Here is a 20,817-nt window from a genome sequence, read left to right on the forward strand (position 1 = left end):
ATGCAACGTATCACGATTACTCTTGATGACGATTTACTCGACACGCTGGATAGCCTGAGCCAGCGCCGCGGCTATCATAATCGCTCCGAAGCCATCCGCGATATTCTGCGCGGCGCGCTGGCCCAGGAAAGCGCTCAGGAGCACAGCACCCAGGGCTTCGCGGTACTCTCCTATGTTTATGAACATGAGAAGCGCGATTTAGCCAGCCGTTTAGTTTCCACCCAGCATCACCACCACGACCTCTCCGTCGCCACCCTCCACGTACATATCAACCATGACGACTGTCTGGAAATCGCCGTGCTGAAAGGCGATATGGGCGACGTTCAGCATTTTGCCGATGACGTTATCGCCCAGCGCGGCGTGCGCCACGGCCATTTGCAGTGTTTGCCAACGGAGAAGGAGTCACCCCACTCATAGCAGTGGGATGCGATAAATGACTCTTTAACGCGCGATCGGGACTAACGCCATTATGGCGACTCGTTGGCCCATGCGCCTCGTATCGGTTTTGCCAGCAGGGCAAGAACGGCAATCATGCTGATTTCAATCGAAAACGACCAGCAAATATGTCCGAGGGTTTCGCTCCACAGCTCGTAGCCATTCAGGTTCCACAGCCACCCGGTTTCCCCGTTTAAATAGGCGGGATGCCTGAAGCCCAGCGCGGGAATGAGGAAGCCGTGCATAACGAGAGTAATAATCAGACCATAGGCCGCGCCGTACCAAAGCCGGATTTTCGGCCAGTATGCGGAAATGAAGACATAGAGAAAGGCAAAAGCAAAGCTGAACAGCCAGTGGTAAAGCATGACGGCGCCGGGGATTGTCACCCCCTGATAAACGTAGTCCAGCGAGTGTGAATTAATGCCAAGCCAGCCGAGCCAGGCGTCGATATGCGCCGCCGGGGGCGATATCTCGCCCGCCACGCGGGGCGGCATATTAGCTTCCGTTCCCGACTTCACCAGAGAGCTAATGAACCCTCCAATGAGCGTCGTCCAGATAATAACCTGAAGATTAATCCTGCTTTTCAACATAACAGCGTTCCTCTTAAATATCGCTTATACGATGGGTCACCTCAGTTTTTTCAACCAACAATCTCGCGGGAAATAGCATTTATAACGCATCCATTGCTAAGTATAGTTTGAAAAAATTTTGTTCACCCTAAGAGGGAAAAATCCCCGTATCGCCCTGATCGCAATAAACTTTCGCCTTTTCTCAACAATTAATAAACCACATGAATTATATGCTTGGTTAATCATCTCTCTTCGCGAATAATCAGGCCTCATTTAACGATCTCGTTATGGCGAGGCTCCTGCATAAACATAAGTTACCGCCCTGTTGGTATCGAGAGAGACCACTCAGGGAAATACAGGCTTCCATCGAATCAAGGTGTTGCCAAGGTAACTTCTGACGGCATTCATGCCGGGCAGATACGTTGTGCAGTGCTAAAACCAGGACGTAGGGATCTGCCTGTGCTCATCCTGTCTTGTTCGCCCCTATGAGTGATTTTTTATAGGGAATTACACCATGTCTTCCATTCAACTGTGCGCCGCACATCAGGCTACCGCAGCGTTCGACGGCGACGCGATCGCCCAGTACATGCGTACCGATTTCATTACCCTGCCGGAACATTTCAGCGTTCATGAAGCGCGTGAGCTGTTCGTTTCTCAGCTGGCCAGCGATGAGATCCCCGGCCAGGTTTTTGTCGTCGCCGGGAAAAAACTGCGCGGCAGTTTATCGATTAAAAAGCTGCTGCAGGAGAGCGATACCGCCCAGTCCATTCGTTATTTAATGGATAGCTGCCTGTTTCGCGTCAGGCCTGACGACCCGCGGCCGCAGGTGGTCGCCGAGCTGGCCGAGCGCGGGCTCGACCTCGTGCCGGTGGTCGAAAAAGGCGAGCTGGTCGGCTGCCTGATGGAAAAAGAGATCGCGCATCTGTTGGAAGATGACGTGACCGAGGATGCTCAGCGTCAGGGCGCGACGCTGCCGCTGGAAAAGCCCTACCTGGAAACCAGCCCGTGGGCGCTGTGGAAAAAACGTTCGGTATGGCTGCTGCTGCTGTTTGTCGCCGAAGCCTATACCAGCAGCGTGTTGCAGCATTTTGAGGAAGCGCTGGAGTCGGCGATTGCGCTGGCCTTTTTCATTCCGCTGTTGATTGGTACCGGCGGCAATAGCGGGACGCAGATCACCTCCACCCTCGTGCGTTCCATGGCGCTCGGCGAGGTGCGGCTGCGCGATATGGGACGCGTAATCCGTAAAGAGGTCTCAACCTCGCTGCTGATTGCCATTACGCTCGGCCTGGCGGGCTGCCTGCGCGCCTGGATGATGGGCATCGGCATGGAGATCACCCTGATTGTCAGCCTGACGCTGGTATGCATTACCCTGTGGAGCGCGGTGGTGTCGTCGGTGATCCCCCTGACGCTCAAACGCGTCGGCATCGACCCGGCTGTAGTTTCAGCGCCGTTTATCGCCACCCTTATCGACGGTACCGGACTGATTATCTACTTCAAAATTGCCCAGTATTTCCTGGGGCTGAACTGATTATTTTGCCCGGCGGGGAGGACTTGCCGGGCTGTTTTATTCCCGCCCGAATATCCGCAATCGCATTAAGCAATCTCAGTAACTCTGGAGCAAGCCGATAAAAAGCGTGTCCTTTTTCCGTTAAGATAACTTTTCTGATATTCCTGCCGCGCTTAATCAGGTTGAAACCCAGTTCATTTTCAAGCGCACATACGCTGGTTGTTATCAACGAAGGCGCAATACTCAGCCGCTGCGATACAAAATGAACACTCCCCTCCCGAACCATAAGCATGAATATCTCCACCTGTGATTTATTCATTGCCGAAACCTCTCCAGATTAACCTTTGGCTTACGTTTTAAGTTGTCCACCGGGCAATGTCAATCGCTACAAGAAAATGCTCTCCGTATATAAATAAAATAAAGTGTGAAGCTCGCCATTCGCACATTTAATTATGCATTTCAGCCATTTCACAATTAAATAACCGGCCTCACTCCGGCGTTCAGGTATGTGAAGAACATCACCACAACTCGTTGACCACAAAAACAAAATACACATATATATCAAAGCATTACAAAAAATACACATCTTGCATGAATGTATGGCACACGCCATGCAATTACCTCCACGTAATCAACACTGGAGATAGTTAAATGACGTACAAAATTTTACTCCCGCAGGAAATCATGGCAGAAGGGAGAGAATATCTGGAAAGCCGCGGTTATCAACTGATTAACGGCTCAGGGATGGAAGAAGAAGATATCATTCGCGACATCGTCGATTGCGACGGTATTATCGTCCGCCTTTCAAAAATGTCCGACCGCGTATTTGAAGCGGCTAAAAAGCTGAAAGTCGTTGCGCGTCACGGTGCCGGTTACGATACGGTCGATCTGGCGTCGGCTAAACGTCACGGCGTCGTGGTATTAAATGCGCCAATTGCTAACAGCATGTCCGTTGCCGAACTGGCCATATTTTATATGCTGCACTGCTCGCGTAATTTCAAGCTGGTACAGGAAAAGATGCTTGAAGATTATTACTGGGCGAAACTGCGCACGCCAAAAGTGGAGCTGGATGGAAAAACGCTGGGTTTAATTGGCGTCGGGAATATCGGTTCACGCGTGGCAATCAAAGCGCTGCATGGCTTTAATATGAAAGTTATCGCCTATGACCCGTATAAAACCCAGCAGCAGATCCCCGAAGGCGTAGAGCTTACCAACGATTTTGACCGTATTTTCAAAGAGAGCGACTTCGTTTCTCTGCACTGTCCGACGACGGCGGAAACCACCGGTTTTGTCGGAGAGAAACAGTTTTCCATGATGAAGCCTACCGCCTATTTCATTAATACCGCGCGCGGGAAGCTGGTTGATGAAAAAGCGCTGTATCACGCCTTGAGCACCCACGCTATCGCCGGGGCGGGCGTGGATGTTTTAAAGAAAGAGCCGTTTGATGCCAACGACCCGATTTTCTCGCTAAGCAATATCGTGATTGCCCCGCATATTGGCGCCGCCACCATTGAAGCGACCGACAGAGCCTCGCTCCATTCCGCGATTGGCATTGATGAAGTCTTATCCGGTAAGAAACCGTCCTGGCCGGTCCCGGGTTTTTAAGGAGAAAAAAATGACTATTGGTAACCGTATTTTTTTAAAGCGTCCGACCAGCAGCGTCGATCTTCTTAAAGAATTTGAACAGCTCCCGGCGGCGAATATTGCTGACACCATGAACCGTATTGCCGTTCTGGGTAACGGCATTAAACGTATCTCTTCGCCGAAAAAGCCGATTATGGCGGGGTTCGCCATCACCGTGAAAGTCCGCGCGGGCGATAACCTGATGCTGCACGCCGCGCTGGATATGGCGGGTGAGAACGATGTGATTGTGGTCTCCAACGAAGGCGACCGTTCGCGGGCATTAATGGGCGAAATCATGGTGGCCTATGCCCACTGCATGAAAAAAATCGCCGGTATCGTGCTGGACGGGCCTATCCGCGATATCGATGCGCTGTCGGTTCTCGATTTTCCGCTGTTCGCTACCGGCTCTAACCCCGCAGGCCCGTTTAAACAAGGTCCAGGGGAGGTGAACACGCCGATCGCCGTTGGCGGCGTCGCGGTTTGTCCGGGCGACCTGATCGTCGGCGATGCGGATGGCGTGATTGTTATTCCCCTCGGCGACGCAGAAGCCGTACTGAATAAAGCCAAAGAGTATGCAAAATTCGATGCCAGCAAAGTAGAGGCCGCCAAAAACGGCACCGCGAATCGCCTTTGGGTCAAAAAATCACTGGATGAGACCGGCGTTGAGTTTATCGACGACATGTATCGTTAATTTGATTAAATAATATCAGGCCGCGGCGCCCTGACGGGCCGCGGCTTTAAAGCAAAGGTAATAAAAATGCTTTATTTAAAACTCTTGCCCATTATCTTTTTCCCCGTTTTATTTTGGATAATACCGCACCCGGAAGGCGTCTCCGCACCGACCTGGCATATGGTTGGCATCTATCTGGCGATGCTGTGCGGGCTGGTTTTGCGCCCGTTTACCGATGCGGTCATTATGCTGATTATTCTCGGGTTTGCCTCTCTGGTTCTCGACCCCGCTCCCCTGTTTGCCGGTTTTGGCAGCCCTATGGTCTGGTTTATTATCAGCGCCTTTATTATTTGCAAAGCGTTTGTTATTACCGGACTGGGTAAACGTATCGCCTATCTGCTGCTAAAACGCTATGGAAAAAATACCCTCACCCTGGGTTATCTGATGATGGTGACGGATACCGTACTGGCCCCGGCAACGGGTTCAAATATGTCCCGTTCGGGAGGCATTACCTATCCCATCTTCAGGAACATCGCCGAAGCGCTGGGCTCGAAGCCCGACGACGGTAGCCGCAAAATCGGCGCCTATCTGACCATCCTGATGTACGTCGTCTCAATGGGAACCTCCAGCCTGTTTCTGACGGGGATGGCGACCAACTCAATTACCGTCTCGCTGGCCAACGAGATCATGAAGGTGAATCTCGAATGGATGACCTGGTTTAAAGCCGCCGTGGTGCCAGCCGGACTGGTGCTGCTGCTCGCGCCGTGGATACTGTATAAAATCTACGCGCCGGAACTGAAAGTTATCGATAACGTCAATGAAATTGCCGAGAAGGGCCTGCGTGAGCTGGGTCCGGTAAAACGTGAAGAGAAGCTGCTGATCGTGTTCTTTGTCCTGGGCGTGCTCGGCTGGATGACCGGTTCCATCACCGGCATCGCCTTTATTCCCGTCGGCCTGGCGTTCCTCGCCTGTCTGCTGCTTTTCGGCGTGCTGAGCTGGAATGACGTGGTGAGCGAAAAATCGGCCTGGCAGACCTTCGTCTGGTATGGCGCGTTTTATGGCTGTGCGGTTGCCCTATCAAAAGGCGGGTTCTACGTCTTTCTGGTGGACGTTATCAAAAACTATCTCGACCTGTCGCATCTCAATGAAATCAGCGCGATTGCCGTGCTGGTCTTTATCAGCCTTGCCGTCCGCTATTTCTTTGTCTCGAACAGCGCGTTCGTCGTCTCTTTCTATCCGGTACTCTTTACCCTGGGAATGACGACCCAGGCGCACCCGATGTACGTGGCGCTTTCTCTGGCTTTCTCCGCAGGCTATGGCGCACTGCTGACGCACTACGGCAACGGCGCGGGCGTATTTACGTTCTCCAGCGGCTACGTCCCGCAAAAAACGTTCTGGATGCTGGGCACCATCATGGTGGTGGTCAACGTATTAATCTTCTTCCTGATCGGTATTCCCTACTGGAAATTTATCGGCATTTAACGGGAGCATAAAATGAAACTGGATATTCTGATTAAAAACGGTCTGGTCGCCGATCCCGAAGGTCATGATTATATTAATCGTAATATTGGCGTTATCGGCGATCGCATCGTGGACTTAAATACCGTTGACGATTTGCAGGCCGAAACGGTGATTGATGCCGCGGGTTGTATCGTGCTGCCTGGCTTAATCGACTTCCATGGTCATGTTTTTCACGGCGGGACCGCCATCAGCGTCAACCCTGACATCGTATGCTTGCCCAACGGGGTCACCAGCATGGTCGATGCCGGCAGCAGCGGCTGGGTGAATTATCCGCTTTTTCGCAATAGCGTGATTCATCCTGCCATGGTGAAAATCAAAAGCTATTTGAACGTGGTCAACGTCGGGCTTTCCACCCTCGGGGGCGGGCCGACCGGGTATCTGGAAAATACCAATCCGGCGAATTACAACGAGGAGAAAATCGCCCAAACGCTGAATAGCAACAGAGACAATATTCTGGGATTGAAACTACGCTACAGCCAGGATATCGCCAAAGGGAAACAGTACGCCAGCGACCCTCTTCTCTCTACCGTCTCCCTGGCGCGTAAACTGGATACCACGATTTGCGTTCACGTCACGGACTCTCTTCTCTGCGCCGATGAACTGATCCGCTATTTTAATGCCGATGATATTTACGCCCACTGCTTCCACGGTACCGGCCACTCGATTCTCAATGAACAGGGCGAGGTCTATGCGGCAATAAAAGAGGCGCAGACCAGAGGGGTTATCTTCGACTGTTCAAACGGCGTGGCCCACTTTGATTTTCACGTTGCCAGAACCGCCATGGAGCAGGGATTTTATCCCGATATCATCAGCACCGATCTCACCCTGAGAAATAGCTTACGGACGGATAAGGTCTACAGTCTGCTCCACGTCATGTCGAAATATCTCAATATGGGAATGTCCTTCTTCGATATCGTTCGCGCGGTAACCGCCACGCCGGCCCGCTTAATGAAAATGCAGGGGCAAATTGGTACCCTGGCGCCCGGCGCCAGTGCTGATATTTCGATTGTTAAGCTGCGAAAAGAGAACGTCATTTTTGAAGATACCCACGGGGTCAAACTCGAAGGTGACCGTTATATCGATAACTGCGCTACCTTATGCAACGGTCAAATTGTCTACCGCCGCCTGCGTTTCTAATCACTAAAAACTTAGCCTTACGCATTTGCTATGCGTAAGGCTTTTATTCTTAATATCGTATTATATGACCACCCTCATTGATTCTCCCTGTGCTCACCATATAATAAACATTGCAAACCCAGAACACCTGAGCGAATAATATATGAAGAATAATGAAATTGTCATTTTTTCAGTTTCCAAAACAATAACCCAACGCATCATGAATGTTCTTATTGAGAGGAAGCTCGATGTTCCGGTATATGAATTTCGTTATTCTGACGTTCTCGATAAAGCGAATGAGATGATCCAGTCCGGCGCTAAGATAATTATTAGCCGAGGCGGCACCGCCGCCCTCCTGCGTAACAATATTAGTATCCCGGTCATTGAGATCGCCCATGATTTTCACGGCGTTTATCGCATTTTACAACAGGCCAAAATCAAATCACAAAAAATCGCCGCGGTTGGTTTCCCCCAATTTTGTAATGCCTTACGTCATTATCAGAACATGACTAACGAAGAGTTTAAAATTTGCCAGGTATACAACCACAATGATATTGAAAACGTTATAAAAAATCTTTCAGAGAACGATTACCATACGGTCATCGGCGGCCTCACGGTTGCTGAAATGGCTAAAAAATATAACCTCAATGCTATTATGGGAGACACCGATAATATTTCGATTGAGCAGGCCATCAATGAAGCCGATAGCCTATTAAAATATCTCAACAGAGAAAATACCAAGCTCATCATGAGCCACGCCGCGCTGAATCAAGCACGTGAGGGCATCATGTGTATTGATCAGTTGGGTGAGATCATCAATATTAATGCTATCGGCCTGAGCTTATTCCAGTGTCATGTCGGAGATAAAATATTCAAAAAAGAGGCATTTAAAGATATTTACCCCAGCATTATTAACGAATTAGATATTAAAGAACAGGCCATTGATATTAACGGCCAAACTATTTACATTTCCATACGTCATTTTTCCAACCGCCAAACATCTTATAGCATTATTACAGGATTAAACCAGGAAAGTTCGCTTTGGCAAAATAGTATCAGCAAAAAAAGTAAACTCCGCGGTTTTTCCACAACCTGGTCTTTCGACGACATTATTGGCCAGTCTCCGGCGATACGCGATGTAATAAAAAAAGCTAAACTGTGCGCCCGCCACGAACTTCCCATTCATATTTTGGGCGATACCGGCACAGGTAAAGAGCTTTTCGCTCAGAGTATTCATAACCATAGCGCCAGAAGCCACGGCCCTTTTATCGCGATTAACTGCGCGGCCATTCCCGAGAGCATTCTGGAAAGTGAACTCTTTGGCTATGCCGACGGCGCATTTACCAGCGCGCGCAAGGGCGGAAAACCGGGGGTGTTTGAAATGGCGATGAACGGCACGGTGTTTATCGATGAAATCAGCGAAGCGCCGTTATCGGTACAGGTTAAGCTGCTGCGCGTGTTACAAGAGAAGCAATTCTCTCGTCTCGGCGGCGATACGCTGATCACCGCCGATTTTCGCCTGATCACCGCCAGCAATAAAGATCTGCGCCAGCTCGTCGCCAGCGGTGAGTTCAGGCAGGATCTGTACTATAGAATAAATATTCTTGAGTTGAGTCTACCGGCCTTACGCCAACGACCGGGCGATATCATGTTGTTGATTCAGCACCTGCTTTATCAGCAAGGTAGGCAAATCACATTTACCCCCGACGCGGTGGATTTTTTGCATCGCTATAGCTGGCCTGGCAACATTCGTGAACTTCAGGCGGTTATCTACCGGCTCATCGTCCTGCTGGACATCGATCGAGTGAGCAAAGACGTTTTGCTGCAGATCGGTCAAATTTCACCGGATGACGCCAACGAGAGCTCTCACTTCCCGGCCGCGGGCGTGGCATCAGATGAAACCGATTTATTAAAGAAACAAGAGAAACGGCTGATTACCCATGTCATAGAAAAAACCGACGGGGACAGGACCAAAGCATCGGTGATGCTCGGCATCAGCCCCACGACCCTGTGGCGCAAATTAAAGCAGCACAATATCAGCGGATAAGGCGGAGCCGGGTCCGCTGATACAGAGCAGGCGGTTATTTCTGTTCCGCTAAAGCCTGCGCGCATGCCCAGGCTGACGCCCACGCCCACTGGAAGTTATAGCCTCCCAGCCAGCCGGTGACGTCCATCACTTCGCCGATAAAGTACAGACCGGGCACCTTGCGGGCCTCCATGGTGCGCGAAGAGAGTTCGTTGGTGTCGACACCGCCGAGGGTCACTTCCGCCGTGCGATAGCCTTCGGTGCCATTCGGCTGGACGCGCCACGCGGTCAGCGTCTCAACCAGCGCCTGCTGCTCGCGAACGTTAAGCTGTTTCAGGGTGACGTCCGGCAGTTGCCCCAGCTGCTGCAGGCACTCGACCAGCCGCTTTGGCAGCTGCATTGCCAGGGTGTTCTTCAGGCTCTGATTGGGATGCGCCGCGCGCTGCTCGTTGAGGAAGTCATCAAGATGGCAATCCGGCAGCAGATTGATGCTGACGAACTCTCCCGGCTGCCAGTAGCTGGAAATTTGCAGTACCGCCGGCCCGGACAGCCCGCGGTGGGTAAAGAGCAGATTTTCCCGGAAGACGGTCCCGTTTTCCGCCGTGATGGTGGACGGCACCGACACCCCGGAAAGCACCTGCAGCTGTTCGAGCAGCGGCTTATGCAAGGTAAACGGCACCAGGCCCGCGCGGGTCGGCAGCACCTTCAGGCCAAACTGCTCGGCGAGCTTATAGCCAAACGGCGAGGCGCCCAGGCCGGGCATGGATAGCCCGCCGGAGGCAACCACCAGCTTTTTCGCCGCCACCGTCTCGCCGTTAAGCTGTAGCGTATAGCCCTCATCATCCCGCTCTACGCTGATAATTTCGCTACGCAGGCGAATGTGTACGCCGCCTTTTTCGCACTCGGCCAGCAGCAGGTTAACGATTTGCTCGGCGGAATCATCGCAGAAAAGCTGGCCCAGGGTTTTCTCATGCCAGGCGATACCGTGTTTGCTAACCAGATCGATAAAGTCCCACTGGGTGTAGCGCGCCAGCGCAGATTTGCAAAAATGCGGGTTTTGGCTGAGATATGCCGCGGGTTCGATATACATGTTAGTAAAGTTGCAGCGGCCACCGCCAGACATCAGGATCTTCCGCCCGGGCTTTTTGCCGTTATCGAGCAGCAGCACCCGACAGCCTGCCTGCCCCGCCTGCGCTGCACAAAACATTCCCGCCGCTCCGGCGCCGATTACGATGGCATCAAACCTTTCCACACAACATTCCTCATATCCCGATTGTCGGGAATTGTAAATTTTTCATTCTGGTCGCACCAGACTGAAAAAAACAGATTTGCGTACCTCATTGAAAGATATAGGAATACTCCCAACAAGGTAAAACTTAAACAGGAAGAAAATCAAAAAAAGTCTATATTTCACTTTGCCCGCGCCGCGAAAGTCACTGATAATGCGCCGCGTTCATGTCCTCAAAATGGCGTAACGTCCTATGGTACATTTATTTGCCGGTCTGGATTTACATACCGGATTACTGTTATTGCTTGCTCTGGCTTTCGTGCTTTTTTACGAAGCGATCAATGGTTTTCATGATACCGCAAACGCGGTTGCAACGGTGATTTACACTCGCGCAATGCGGTCGCAGCTTGCTGTGGCGATGGCGGCTCTTTTTAACTTCTTCGGCGTTCTGTTGGGCGGTCTCAGCGTAGCCTATGCCATCGTGCATATGTTGCCGACCGACCTGCTGCTTAACATGGGTTCAGCACATGGCCTCGCCATGGTCTTTTCCATGCTGCTGGCGGCAATTATCTGGAACCTCGGCACCTGGTACTTCGGCCTTCCGGCCTCCAGCTCGCACACCCTGATCGGCGCGATCATCGGTATTGGTTTAACCAATGCCCTGATGACCGGTACGTCGGTGGTGGACGCGCTGAACATCCCGAAAGTCATGGGTATTTTTGGCTCGCTGATCGTCTCGCCAATCGTTGGCCTGGTCGTGGCGGGCGGCCTGATTTTCATTCTGCGTCGCTACTGGAGCGGAACCAAAAAACGCGCCCGTATCCACCTGACTCCAGCCGAGCGTGAAAAGAAAGACGGCAAGAAAAAGCCGCCGTTCTGGACGCGTATTGCGCTGATTTTGTCCGCCATTGGGGTCGCGTTCTCCCACGGCGCGAACGATGGTCAGAAAGGCATTGGCCTGGTGATGCTGGTGCTGATCGGCGTGGCTCCGGCTGGCTTCGTGGTCAATATGAACGCTTCCGGCTACGAAATCACCCGTACCCGCGATGCGGTCAACAACGTGGAAACCTTCTTCCAGCAGCGTCCTGAGCTGTTGAAAAAAGCGACCGGCGCCGAGCAGCTCATCCCGTCTCCGGACGCAGGGGCTGCCGCAAACGGCGAGTTCCACTGCCACCCGGCAAACACCATCAACGCGCTTGACCGCGTGAAGACGATGCTGACCGGTACCGAAAGCTACGACACGCTCTCCGTGGAACAGCGTAGCCATCTGCGCCGTATTATGCTCTGCATCTCCGACACCACTGACAAAGTGGCTAAGCTGCCGGAAGTGAATGCTGACGATAAGCGTCTGCTGAAGAAGCTGAAAACCGATATGCTGAGCACCATCGAGTACGCGCCAATCTGGATTATTATGGCGGTTGCGCTGGCGCTGGGTATCGGCACCATGATCGGCTGGCGTCGCGTGGCGACCACCATCGGCGAGAAAATCGGTAAGAAAGGGATGACCTACGCACAAGGTATGTCAGCTCAGATGACCGCCGCCGTATCGATTGGTCTGGCGAGCTATACCGGTATGCCGGTTTCCACCACCCACGTGCTCTCCTCCTCGGTAGCGGGGACGATGCTCGTTGATGGCGGCGGTCTGCAGAAGAAAACCGTCACCAGCATCCTGATGGCCTGGGTACTGACCCTGCCCGCGGCGATTCTGCTGTCCGGCGCGCTGTACTGGCTCTCGCTGCAGATTATCTAAGCGAATATCAGAAACAAGAAAGATAAACGGGTCAGGAAACTGGCCCGTTTTTTTTGTATCGTGAAGCTAGTGCCAGATAGCCAGAGCAATCATGCTGACCACCACCAGGCCGCATAGCGCGCTGGTGAGAATAAACTGCCGACGAACCCGCTCGCAGCGGCGGATAAATTCATCGTCGTGGTGATCGCGGTAGCGCTGGGCGTAGATGTACCACACCAGGCGCACCTGTTTGCCGGGCTGCCCGTGCGACGTAAAAAAACCGCCGCCGTCGACATATTGATAGAGCAAAGGGTCACAACCACGTAGCACAACAAGCAATGCACGCAGCGACGAGAAGTAGCGTGCCATATTCACTACACATACGATACACAGGGCCCAAAACAGCGCAACAGTGCTGATCATACCTCCTCCCCGGCGACCCGTCCTCGGAGGCTCCCTCCGGGACTACCGCTCCCCAATATCAAACCGACTGTACTGTGAAAGAGTGCGATTCCGATCACGTTTATTTATCCGACCGGCTCATTAAATAGTGTAGGAGATCAGTTAATTTTTTTACCACAACGTTAATCATTATCAATGCATAAGTCGGATATATTTGTTTAACTATTCGCTGAACAAGGTGGATTGACGGATCGCGAGGGGCGCTATAAGGTAGAAATATCTTCTACAATTAGGTCCTTAAGGACTCCCCCCCGCGAATGTAGCACGCAGGACGCGGGCGAAGCGGCAGCGCTGGCTGTCAGGTCCAACGGTCATCGACAACTTATGGAAGGAGTAACACCATGGCTTACAAACATATTCTCATTGCAGTAGACCTGTCCCCGGAAAGCAAAGTACTGGTAGAAAAAGCCGTTTCTATGGCCCGCCCCTACAATGCAAAAGTTTCCCTGATCCACGTGGATGTGAATTACTCCGATCTCTACACCGGCCTTATTGACGTCAATCTGGGCGACATGCAGAAACGCATCTCCGAAGAGACTCACCACGCGTTAAGCGAGCTGTCCACCAACGCGGGCTATCCGATCACTGAGACCCTGAGCGGCAGCGGCGATCTCGGCCAGGTGCTGGTTGATGCGATTAAAAAGTATGATATGGACCTCGTGGTTTGCGGTCACCATCAGGACTTCTGGAGCAAACTGATGTCCTCGGCTCGTCAGCTCATCAACACCGTTCACGTGGATATGCTGATTGTCCCGCTGCGCGACGAAGAAGACGAATAACAGGCCGTTATTTCATTTCGCTGATGACCAACGCCCGCCAACGCGGGCGTTTTTATTTCCCCCACCCGCCGCAAAAAGCATATAAATCCAAATAATCACCACAATGCCAGGCTGATCAACCATTTCAAAAGCAATATAGCCATATAATAATTCGCCAAAATAGATAAACATCATATCATTACGCAAAATTAACCTTTTTCAGCGCGTTTTGGCATACGCGTTCATACTTTTCCGGACAGGACTTAAAGGCGAAGAAAGATGAATTCAACCGCACCGACAGGCTTGCTGCAGCAACCTCGCCCATTCTTCATGATCTTCTTTGTGGAACTATGGGAGCGATTTGGCTATTACGGCGTTCAGGGGATCCTGGCCGTTTTCTTTGTTAAACAGCTCGGTTTTTCTCAGGAGCAGGCGTTTATTACCTTTGGCGCGTTTGCCGCGCTGGTATATGGCCTTATCTCCATCGGCGGCTATGTTGGCGATCACCTGCTGGGTACGAAACGTACGCTGGTTCTGGGCGCGATTGTGCTTGCCGCAGGCTACTTTATGACCGGCCTGTCGCTGCTCAAACCCAATCTGATTTTCATCGCGCTGGGGACCATTGCGGTGGGTAACGGCCTGTTTAAAGCTAACCCGGCAAGCCTGCTGTCCAAATGCTATCCGCCAAAAGATGCCCGCCTGGATGGCGCCTTCACGCTGTTTTATATGTCGATCAATATCGGTTCGCTGCTGTCGCTGTCGCTGGCGCCGGTGATTGCCGACAAGTTCGGCTATGCGGTAACCTACAACCTGTGCGGCGCCGGTCTGATCGTCGCCCTGCTGGTTTACTTCGCCTGTCGGGGTATGGTGAAAGATATCGGCTCTGGGCCGGACCACAAACCGCTGAGCCTGCGCAATTTACTGTACGTGCTGGCCGGTACGGTGGTCATGATTTTTCTCTGCGCCTGGCTAATGCATAATGTCAAAATCGCCAATCTGGTGCTGATTATCCTCTCAGTGGTGGTGACGATTTTCTTCTTCCGCGAGGCCTTCAAGCTGGATAAAACCGGGCGCAACAAAATGTTCGTCGCCTTTATCCTGATGCTGGAAGCGGTGCTGTTTTATATTCTGTACGCGCAGATGCCCACCTCGCTCAACTTCTTTGCTATCAATAACGTTCACCATGAAATACTTGGTTTCGCGATTAACCCGGTGAGCTTTCAGGCGCTAAACCCGTTCTGGGTGGTGGTGGCCAGCCCCATCCTCGCCGCTATCTACACGCGTTTGGGCAATAAGGGCAAAGACCTGACTATGCCGATGAAGTTTACCCTTGGCATGTTCCTGTGCGCGCTGGGCTTTCTGACGGCAGCCGCGGCGGGAATGTGGTTTGCCGACGCCCAGGGGCTGACCTCGCCGTGGTTTATCGTGCTGGTCTATCTGTTCCAGAGTCTGGGAGAACTGCTGATTAGCGCCCTGGGGCTGGCGATGGTTGCCGCGCTGGTGCCGCAGCATCTGATGGGCTTTATTCTTGGGATGTGGTTTTTAACCCAGGCGGCCGCGTTCCTGCTGGGCGGCTACGTGGCGACCTTCACCGCCGTACCGGATAATATTACCGACCCGCTACAGACGCTGCCGATTTATACCGATGTCTTCAGCAAAATTGGCCTGGTGACCCTGGGCGTAACGGTGGTCATGGCGATCATGGTGCCGTGGCTGAACAGGATGATTAATACAAAAAGCGCGTAAAAACGGAGCGGTCGACGAGGTTTCCCGGATTGCGGCTAACGCCTTATCCGGGCTACAGAACCCCCAGATCGCAAGAACCCGTAGCCCGGGCAAGGCGCATCGCGCCGCCCTCGGGGAAAGGGCCCTGACGCAGGTTGCTTACCCCTGCGGCTCAATCGCCGTTCCGGCATAGATATCAAACCGGTGGCCTTTGGTCACCACCGCGTTAGGCGTCGCGACATCCGCCAGCGGCGGCGCGTAGTCCGGGCGCTTAACCACCACCCGTTTGGTCGCCAGCTGACGCGCCGGCGCCAGCAGACCGTCGGCGTCTAAATCCGGCCCCACCAGCGACTGAAATACCCGCATCTCTTTCTTCACCAGCGCGCTTTTCTGCTTATGCGGAAACATCGGGTCGAGATAGACCACCTGCGGACGCGGGGTGATATCGGTCAGCGCCGTCAGGCTGGAAGCGTGAATCAGCCGCAAACGCTCCTGTAACCAGGGGCCGATTTCAGCGTCGGCGTAGCCGCGCGCCAGGCCATCGTCGAGCAGCGCGGCAACCACCGGGTTACGCTCCAGCATCCGCACGCGACAGCCCACGGAGGCAAGAACAAAGGCATCCCTTCCCAGACCGGCGGTCGCATCGACCACATCCGGCAGATAGTCACCTTTGATTCCCACCGCTTTTGCCACCGCCTCGCCGCGGCCGCCGCCGAACCTGCGCCGGTGGGCCATGGTCCCACCGACAAAATCAACAAAGATGCCGCCAAGCTTCGGTTCATCGCGCTTGCGCAGCTCAAGATGCGCCGGCGTCATCACCAGCGCCATCGGGTTGTCCTCATCCTGCTCCAGCCCCCAGCGGTCAGCCAGAACAGATAAGGCGCCGTCTCCGGCGCCCGTTTCATCAATTAAACAAATTTTCACAACAGGGTTAACTCTTAATACCGTAATGCTCAAGCATCGCGTCCAGCTGCGGCTCGCGACCGCGGAAGCGTTTGAACAGGACCATTGGCTCTTCCGAACCGCCGCGGCTAAGGATGTTGTCGAGGAACGACTGGCCGGTTTCGCGATTGAAGATACCCTCCTCTTCGAAGCGCGAGAAGGCATCCGCCGCCAGGACGTCGGCCCACAGATAGCTGTAATAACCCGCTGCGTATCCGCCGGCGAAAATATGGCTGAAGGCGTGCGGGAAACGGCCCCACGACGGCCCGGGGATCAGCGCCACCTGCTGCTTAATTTCCGCCAGCGTTTCGAGGATTTTCGCGCCCTGCTGCGGGCTGAACTCCGCATGCAGGCGGAAGTCGAACAGGCCGAACTCCAGCTGGCGCAGAATAAACATCGCCGCCTGGTAGTTTTTCGCCGCCAGCATTTTCTCCAGCAATTCCTGCGGCAGCGGTTCGCCGGTTTCATAGTGGCCGGAGATAAAGGCCAGCGCTTCCGGCTCCCAGCACCAGTTTTCCATAAACTGGCTCGGCAGCTCGACCGCATCCCACGGTACCCCGCTGATGCCGGACACGCCGGCGGTGTCGATACGGGTCAGCATATGGTGCAGACCGTGGCCAAACTCGTGGAACAGGGTGATCACTTCATCGTGGGTGAACAGCGCCGGCTTACCGTTGACGGGACGGTTAAAGTTACAGGTCAGATAAGCGACCGGCTTTTGCAGCGAGCCGTCAAGCTTGCGCATCTGGCCAACGCAGTCATCCATCCACGCCCCGCCGCGTTTATGTTCGCGAGCGTAGAGATCGAGATAGAAGCTACCGCGTAGTTCATTTTTTTCATCGTAAAGCTCGAAGAAGCGCACCTCCGGATGCCAGACGTCCACATCGGTACGCTCTTTCGCGGTAATACCGTAAATACGCTTAACCACCTCGAACAGGCCGTTAACCGCTTTGTTTTCCGGGAAGTAGGGGCGCAGCTGTTCATCGCTGATGCTGTAAAGATGCTGCTTCTGTTTTTCGCTGTAGTAAGCGATATCCCACGGCTGCAGTTCATCCACGCCGAATTCGGCTTTGGCGAAGGCGCGCAGCTGGGCCAGCTCTTTCTCACCCTGCGGACGGGCGCGTTTCGCCAGGTCGGTCAGGAAGTCGAGCACCTGCTGCGGATTTTCGGCCATTTTGGTCGCCAGCGACTTGTCGGCAAAGCTGTCAAAGCCCAGCAGCTGCGCCAGCTCGTGGCGCAGGGCGAGGATTTCGGCCATTACCGGGCTGTTGTCCCATTTTCCGGCGTTCGGCCCCTGGTCGGAGGCGCGGGTGGAATAGGCGCGATACAGCTCTTCACGCAGCGCCTGATTGTCGCAGTAGGTCATTACCGGCAGATAGCTCGGGATATCCAGGGTCAGCAGAAACCCTTCCTGCTCTTTGGCTTCAGCCTGGGCTTTCGCTGCGGCAAGCGCGCTTTCCGGCATGCCGGAGAGCTCAGATTCATCGGTGACCAGCTTGGTCCAGCCCATGGTCGCGTCGAGCACGTTGTTGCTGTACTGATTGCCCAGCTCGGAGAGGCGGGCGGCGATTTCGCCGTAGCGTTTCTGCTGCTCTTTCGCCAGGCCAATACCGGAGAGTTCAAAATCGCGCAGCGCGTTATCCACCGCTTTTTTCTGCGCGGTATTCAGGGTGGCGTAATGGTCGCCGTCGCGCAGGTCGCGGTACGCTTTGTACAGGCCTTCATGCTGCCCAACCCAGGTGCTGTACTCCGAAAACAGCGGCAGGGTCTGCTCGTAGGCTTCGCGCAGTTCCGGACTGTTTTTGACCGAGTTCAGATGGCTGACCGGGGAAAAAATACGCCCCAGCACGTCGTCTACTTCCGCCAGCGGCTGGCAAAGATTTTCCCAGGTATACGGCGCCCCTTGCGCCACCGCGCGCTCTACCGCCGCCCGGCAATCATCCAGCGCTTTAGTGACCGCGGGGACCACGTGCTCGGGTTTGATGGCAGAGAATGGCGGTAATGAAAAAGGCGTCAGTAATGGATTGGTCATATGCGCAGTCCTGTTGAATTGGGTGAATGAAGCGCGCGTCCGGCGCTATAGCATGAGATCTAGAATGGGGGATAGTTTGCTGAATTTCAATGTCAGGCGCCGCGCGCAGGCGGGTATTACTGCGATAAGTCTGGCCGTTGTGGCCAGAGCGCATAAAAAAGCCGGGTTCGCCTCGCGGCGACCCGGCTCGTTTTAGGCGGACAAGCAGCTTATACCACCATCCCCAGCAGCAGACAGCCTACCAGGCCGCACACTGAGATAATGGTTTCCAGCACCGACCACGACTTAATGGTCTCGCCGATGGTCAGGTTGAAGTATTCCTTAAACAGCCAGAAGCCCGGGTCGTTAACGTGAGAGAAGATAACGCTGCCGGAGCCAACGGCGATCACCATCAGTTCCGGGCTCACGCCGGTGGTGGCGATCAGCGGCGCGGCGATACCGCCCGCGGTGATCGCCGCAACGGTGGCGGAACCCAGCGCAATACGCAGTACCGCAGCAATCGACCATGCCATAAACAGCGGGGACATATTGGATTCATGCATGATAGAAGCAATGTATTTATCCATGCCGCTATCGACCAGCACCTGCTTGAAGGCGCCGCCGCCGCCGATGATAAGCAGCATCATGGCGATAATTTTGATCGAGGAGGTCAGCGTATCGTTAATCTGCTCCATGGAACGACCGCGGTTAAGACCGAAGGTGAACATGGCGATCAGTACCGCGATCAGCGTGGCCATGACCGGGTCGCCGAAGAATTCCGCGATCGGCAGGAAGGCATGACCTTTCGGCAGAACCATTTCGGCCACGGCGCGCATGGCCATCAGAATAACCGGCACCAGAGAGGTCCAGACGCTGACGCCGAAGCCCGGCATCTCTTCCTCAGTGAACGTTTTCGGGTTATGCAGGCCTTCCGGAATCGGCTTATCGATACCTTTCAGGAAGCGTGCGTAAACCGGCCCCGCGAGGATAACCGTCGGGATCGCCAGAATCGTACCGAACAGCAGGGTTTTACCCATGTCGGCATGGAAAATAGTGGCAATGGCCGTCGGGCCCGGGTGCGGAGGCAGGAAACCGTGCGTGACGGAGAGCGCGGCCGCCATCGGGACGCCGATATAGAGCAGCGGGATACCGGCGGATGCGGCGATGGTAAAGACCAGCGGCAGCATCAGTACGAAGCCCACTTCATAGAACAGGGCGAAGCCGACGGTAAAGCCGGTGAGCACAACCGCCCATTGAATATGTTGTTTACCAAATTTGGCAATCAGCGTGGTGGCGATACGCTGCGCGCCGCCGCAGTCCGCCAGCATTTTACCGAGCATCGCGCCGAAGCCCATGATCAGCGCGAGGCTGCCGAGGGTCCCCCCAACGCCGTTTTTGATGGAGACGATAACTTTATCCAGAGGCATACCCTGCATGAGCCCGACGGCAAGTGCCACCAGAACCAGAGCGATAAACCCGTTCAGCTTGAAACGGATCATCAGCAACAATAACAGGGCAACCCCGATAGCAACGATGACTAATGGCATGATTTACCTGGCCTTAATTTGTTATGGGTAACGTCATAGTTTCAACATTGACTTCATCCGTTCCGACCGGAACAAAAAATGTCTGACGCCGTAGAAGCTGGCTTTATCCTTACCCAGAGAAAGGATAGCTGGCTATTTTTTTATCTGTGGCGCCTGAAGTGAATGATACGGGTAACATATGAAGTTTGAGAATCACCTGGGCGGTGAAAATTTCAAATATGAGACTTAAGTCATACTCTTTCCCGGGTTTCTGCCGGGTCGCTTAGCGGGAAATGTTGCGCGGGAACATGAGGGGAGTCGCCCGGCCGCGAAAAGGCTGCCGGGCGGGGAAATCAGTAGTAGGAGTGCTCGCCGCGCTGGTGTTCAGTCAGATCGCGTACGCCTTTCAGTTCCGGGAACTCGTTCAGCATCTGCTTCTCGATCCCCTCTTTCAGCGTCACGTCAACCATCGAACAGCCGTTGCAGCCGCCGCCGAATTGCAGAATCGCCAGGCCATCGTCGGTGATTTCCATCAACGTGACGCGCCCGCCATGGCCGGCCAGCTGCGGGTTAATCTGCGACTGCAGCAGGTACTCAACGCGCTCCATGAGCGGGGCATCGTCGGACACTTTGCGCATCTTGGCGTTTGGCGCTTTCAGCGTCAGCTGGGAGCCCAGCTGGTCGGTAACAAAATCGATTTCAGCGTCTTCCAGGTACGGCGCGCTAAGCTCATCGACGTAGGCGGTGAGTTGCTCAAACTTCAGCGCGGTATCGGAATCTTCCACCGCATCCGGTGGGCAGTAGGACACGCCGCACTCGGCGTTAGGGGTGCCGGGATTGATCACAAATACGCGAATTTGTGTCCCTTCTTCCTGATTTGCCAGCAGTTTGGCAAAGTGCGCTTGTGCAGCATCGGAAATACGGATCATAGCGTTGGCCTAATAGTTGACTATTTTACTGGGTTATTAT

General features: G+C 53.8%; 19 protein-coding genes and 1 riboswitch. Of the genes, 10 read left to right on the forward strand and 9 right to left on the reverse strand.

Annotated features, from left to right (window positions below; genetic code table 11):
* Complete coding sequence (gene nikR / locus FQK12_RS13320; protein ID WP_014227133.1) at positions 1–417, forward strand: nickel-responsive transcriptional regulator NikR; 417 nt, start codon at positions 1–3, stop codon at positions 415–417.
* 50 nt (positions 418–467) lie between these two features.
* Here the strand turns inward: nikR and FQK12_RS13325 are convergent, their stop codons facing one another.
* On the reverse strand, positions 468–1,025 hold the full coding sequence (locus FQK12_RS13325; RefSeq protein ID WP_014227134.1) for a YagU family protein: 558 nt from the start codon (positions 1,023–1,025) through the stop codon (positions 468–470).
* A gap of 253 nt (positions 1,026–1,278) precedes the next feature.
* Positions 1,279–1,462, forward strand: a riboswitch (M-box (ykoK) riboswitch).
* A gap of 56 nt (positions 1,463–1,518) precedes the next feature.
* Here FQK12_RS13325 and FQK12_RS13330 point away from each other — a divergent pair.
* On the forward strand, positions 1,519–2,532 hold the full coding sequence (locus FQK12_RS13330) for a magnesium transporter (protein ID WP_004855147.1): 1,014 nt from the start codon (positions 1,519–1,521) through the stop codon (positions 2,530–2,532).
* Here the strand turns inward: FQK12_RS13330 and FQK12_RS13335 are convergent.
* On the reverse strand, positions 2,498–2,830 hold the full coding sequence (locus FQK12_RS13335) for a LysR family transcriptional regulator (RefSeq protein ID WP_038422952.1): 333 nt from the start codon (positions 2,828–2,830) through the stop codon (positions 2,498–2,500). The two genes, FQK12_RS13330 and FQK12_RS13335, sit on opposite strands and share 35 nt — an antisense overlap.
* A 332-nt stretch (positions 2,831–3,162) precedes the next feature.
* Between FQK12_RS13335 and FQK12_RS13340 the strand changes: the two genes are divergently transcribed.
* The 5 genes from FQK12_RS13340 to FQK12_RS13360 all read left to right on the forward strand — a co-directional run bounded on the left by FQK12_RS13340 (position 3,163) and on the right by FQK12_RS13360 (position 9,488).
* Complete coding sequence (locus tag FQK12_RS13340; protein ID WP_014227135.1) at positions 3,163–4,116, forward strand: hydroxyacid dehydrogenase; 954 nt, start codon at positions 3,163–3,165, stop codon at positions 4,114–4,116.
* A 10-nt stretch (positions 4,117–4,126) separates the two neighbouring features.
* Positions 4,127–4,825, forward strand: a complete 699-nt coding sequence (locus FQK12_RS13345) for an RraA family protein (protein WP_014227136.1) — start codon at positions 4,127–4,129, stop codon at positions 4,823–4,825.
* Positions 4,826–4,891: 66 nt separating this feature from the next.
* Positions 4,892–6,286 (forward strand): DASS family sodium-coupled anion symporter, encoded by a 1,395-nt coding sequence (locus FQK12_RS13350; RefSeq protein ID WP_004126262.1) that lies wholly within the window; start codon positions 4,892–4,894, stop codon positions 6,284–6,286.
* A gap of 12 nt (positions 6,287–6,298) precedes the next feature.
* The gene (locus tag FQK12_RS13355) at positions 6,299–7,462 is read left to right on the forward strand and encodes a metallo-dependent hydrolase (protein WP_014227137.1); all 1,164 of its coding nucleotides are present in this window, start codon (positions 6,299–6,301) and stop codon (positions 7,460–7,462) included.
* 142 nt (positions 7,463–7,604) lie between these two features.
* Positions 7,605–9,488 carry a sigma-54-dependent Fis family transcriptional regulator gene (locus tag FQK12_RS13360; protein WP_014227138.1) on the forward strand — a complete coding sequence of 628 codons (1,884 nt, stop codon included), beginning with the start codon at positions 7,605–7,607 and terminating at the stop codon, positions 9,486–9,488.
* A gap of 34 nt (positions 9,489–9,522) precedes the next feature.
* On the opposite strand, the gene FQK12_RS13365 is transcribed toward FQK12_RS13360, so the two are convergent.
* On the reverse strand, positions 9,523–10,719 hold the full coding sequence (locus tag FQK12_RS13365; RefSeq protein ID WP_014227139.1) for an NAD(P)/FAD-dependent oxidoreductase: 1,197 nt from the start codon (positions 10,717–10,719) through the stop codon (positions 9,523–9,525).
* Between the two features lie 229 nt (positions 10,720–10,948).
* On the opposite strand from FQK12_RS13365, the gene pitA reads away from it, so the two are divergent.
* Positions 10,949–12,445, forward strand: a complete 1,497-nt coding sequence (pitA, locus tag FQK12_RS13370; RefSeq protein ID WP_014227140.1) for an inorganic phosphate transporter PitA — start codon at positions 10,949–10,951, stop codon at positions 12,443–12,445.
* Positions 12,446–12,511: 66 nt separating this feature from the next.
* On the opposite strand, the gene uspB is transcribed toward pitA, so the two are convergent.
* Positions 12,512–12,847 carry a universal stress protein UspB gene (gene uspB / locus FQK12_RS13375; RefSeq protein WP_004855171.1) on the reverse strand — a complete coding sequence of 112 codons (336 nt, stop codon included), beginning with the start codon at positions 12,845–12,847 and terminating at the stop codon, positions 12,512–12,514.
* Between the two features lie 380 nt (positions 12,848–13,227).
* On the opposite strand from uspB, the gene uspA reads away from it, so the two are divergent.
* The gene (uspA, locus tag FQK12_RS13380; protein ID WP_004126268.1) at positions 13,228–13,665 is read left to right on the forward strand and encodes a universal stress protein UspA; all 438 of its coding nucleotides are present in this window, start codon (positions 13,228–13,230) and stop codon (positions 13,663–13,665) included.
* A 12-nt stretch (positions 13,666–13,677) separates the two neighbouring features.
* Here uspA and FQK12_RS27310 read toward each other — a convergent pair whose 3' ends face one another.
* Entirely contained in the window at positions 13,678–13,851 is a 174-nt protein-coding gene (locus FQK12_RS27310; RefSeq protein WP_014227141.1) for a hypothetical protein, read from the reverse strand.
* Between the two features lie 72 nt (positions 13,852–13,923).
* Here FQK12_RS27310 and dtpB point away from each other — a divergent pair, with 72 nt between their 5' ends.
* Positions 13,924–15,390, forward strand: coding sequence for a dipeptide/tripeptide permease DtpB (gene dtpB, locus FQK12_RS13385; RefSeq protein WP_014227142.1), 1,467 nt, complete (start codon positions 13,924–13,926; stop codon positions 15,388–15,390).
* A 138-nt stretch (positions 15,391–15,528) separates the two neighbouring features.
* On the opposite strand, the gene rsmJ is transcribed toward dtpB, so the two are convergent.
* The 4 genes from rsmJ to nfuA form a co-directional block, all read right to left on the reverse strand.
* A complete protein-coding gene (gene rsmJ / locus FQK12_RS13390) occupies positions 15,529–16,293 on the reverse strand; it encodes a 16S rRNA (guanine(1516)-N(2))-methyltransferase RsmJ (RefSeq protein ID WP_014227143.1) in 765 nt (254 codons plus the stop codon).
* Between the two features lie 7 nt (positions 16,294–16,300).
* Positions 16,301–18,343, reverse strand: coding sequence for an oligopeptidase A (gene prlC / locus FQK12_RS13395; RefSeq protein ID WP_014227144.1), 2,043 nt, complete (start codon positions 18,341–18,343; stop codon positions 16,301–16,303).
* 209 nt (positions 18,344–18,552) lie between these two features.
* Positions 18,553–19,869 carry a gluconate transporter gene (gntT, locus tag FQK12_RS13400; protein ID WP_004134706.1) on the reverse strand — a complete coding sequence of 439 codons (1,317 nt, stop codon included), beginning with the start codon at positions 19,867–19,869 and terminating at the stop codon, positions 18,553–18,555.
* 332 nt (positions 19,870–20,201) lie between these two features.
* On the reverse strand, positions 20,202–20,777 hold the full coding sequence (nfuA, locus tag FQK12_RS13405) for a Fe-S biogenesis protein NfuA (RefSeq protein WP_004106660.1): 576 nt from the start codon (positions 20,775–20,777) through the stop codon (positions 20,202–20,204).
* Positions 20,778–20,817 lie beyond the last annotated feature (40 nt).

The sequence above is a fragment of the Klebsiella sp. ME-303 genome (genome assembly GCF_007910085.1).
Taxonomy (GTDB): Bacteria; Pseudomonadota; Gammaproteobacteria; order Enterobacterales; family Enterobacteriaceae; genus Klebsiella; species Klebsiella michiganensis.

What these genes read in the sequence shown, in the direction of transcription:
- nikR (WP_014227133.1), top strand. Translation starts at nt 1, where the DNA reads ATGCAACGTATCACGATTACTCTTGATGACGATTTACTCGACACGCTG.
- FQK12_RS13325 (WP_014227134.1), bottom strand. Translation starts at nt 1,025, where the DNA reads ATGTTGAAAAGCAGGATTAATCTTCAGGTTATTATCTGGACGACGCTC.
- FQK12_RS13330 (WP_004855147.1), top strand. Translation starts at nt 1,519, where the DNA reads ATGTCTTCCATTCAACTGTGCGCCGCACATCAGGCTACCGCAGCGTTC.
- FQK12_RS13335 (WP_038422952.1), bottom strand. Translation starts at nt 2,830, where the DNA reads ATGAATAAATCACAGGTGGAGATATTCATGCTTATGGTTCGGGAGGGG.
- FQK12_RS13340 (WP_014227135.1), top strand. Translation starts at nt 3,163, where the DNA reads ATGACGTACAAAATTTTACTCCCGCAGGAAATCATGGCAGAAGGGAGA.
- FQK12_RS13345 (WP_014227136.1), top strand. Translation starts at nt 4,127, where the DNA reads ATGACTATTGGTAACCGTATTTTTTTAAAGCGTCCGACCAGCAGCGTC.
- FQK12_RS13350 (WP_004126262.1), top strand. Translation starts at nt 4,892, where the DNA reads ATGCTTTATTTAAAACTCTTGCCCATTATCTTTTTCCCCGTTTTATTT.
- FQK12_RS13355 (WP_014227137.1), top strand. Translation starts at nt 6,299, where the DNA reads ATGAAACTGGATATTCTGATTAAAAACGGTCTGGTCGCCGATCCCGAA.
- FQK12_RS13360 (WP_014227138.1), top strand. Translation starts at nt 7,605, where the DNA reads ATGAAGAATAATGAAATTGTCATTTTTTCAGTTTCCAAAACAATAACC.
- pitA (WP_014227140.1), top strand. Translation starts at nt 10,949, where the DNA reads ATGGTACATTTATTTGCCGGTCTGGATTTACATACCGGATTACTGTTA.
- uspB (WP_004855171.1), bottom strand. Translation starts at nt 12,847, where the DNA reads ATGATCAGCACTGTTGCGCTGTTTTGGGCCCTGTGTATCGTATGTGTA.
- uspA (WP_004126268.1), top strand. Translation starts at nt 13,228, where the DNA reads ATGGCTTACAAACATATTCTCATTGCAGTAGACCTGTCCCCGGAAAGC.
- dtpB (WP_014227142.1), top strand. Translation starts at nt 13,924, where the DNA reads ATGAATTCAACCGCACCGACAGGCTTGCTGCAGCAACCTCGCCCATTC.
- prlC (WP_014227144.1), bottom strand. Translation starts at nt 18,343, where the DNA reads ATGACCAATCCATTACTGACGCCTTTTTCATTACCGCCATTCTCTGCC.
- gntT (WP_004134706.1), bottom strand. Translation starts at nt 19,869, where the DNA reads ATGCCATTAGTCATCGTTGCTATCGGGGTTGCCCTGTTATTGTTGCTG.
- nfuA (WP_004106660.1), bottom strand. Translation starts at nt 20,777, where the DNA reads ATGATCCGTATTTCCGATGCTGCACAAGCGCACTTTGCCAAACTGCTG.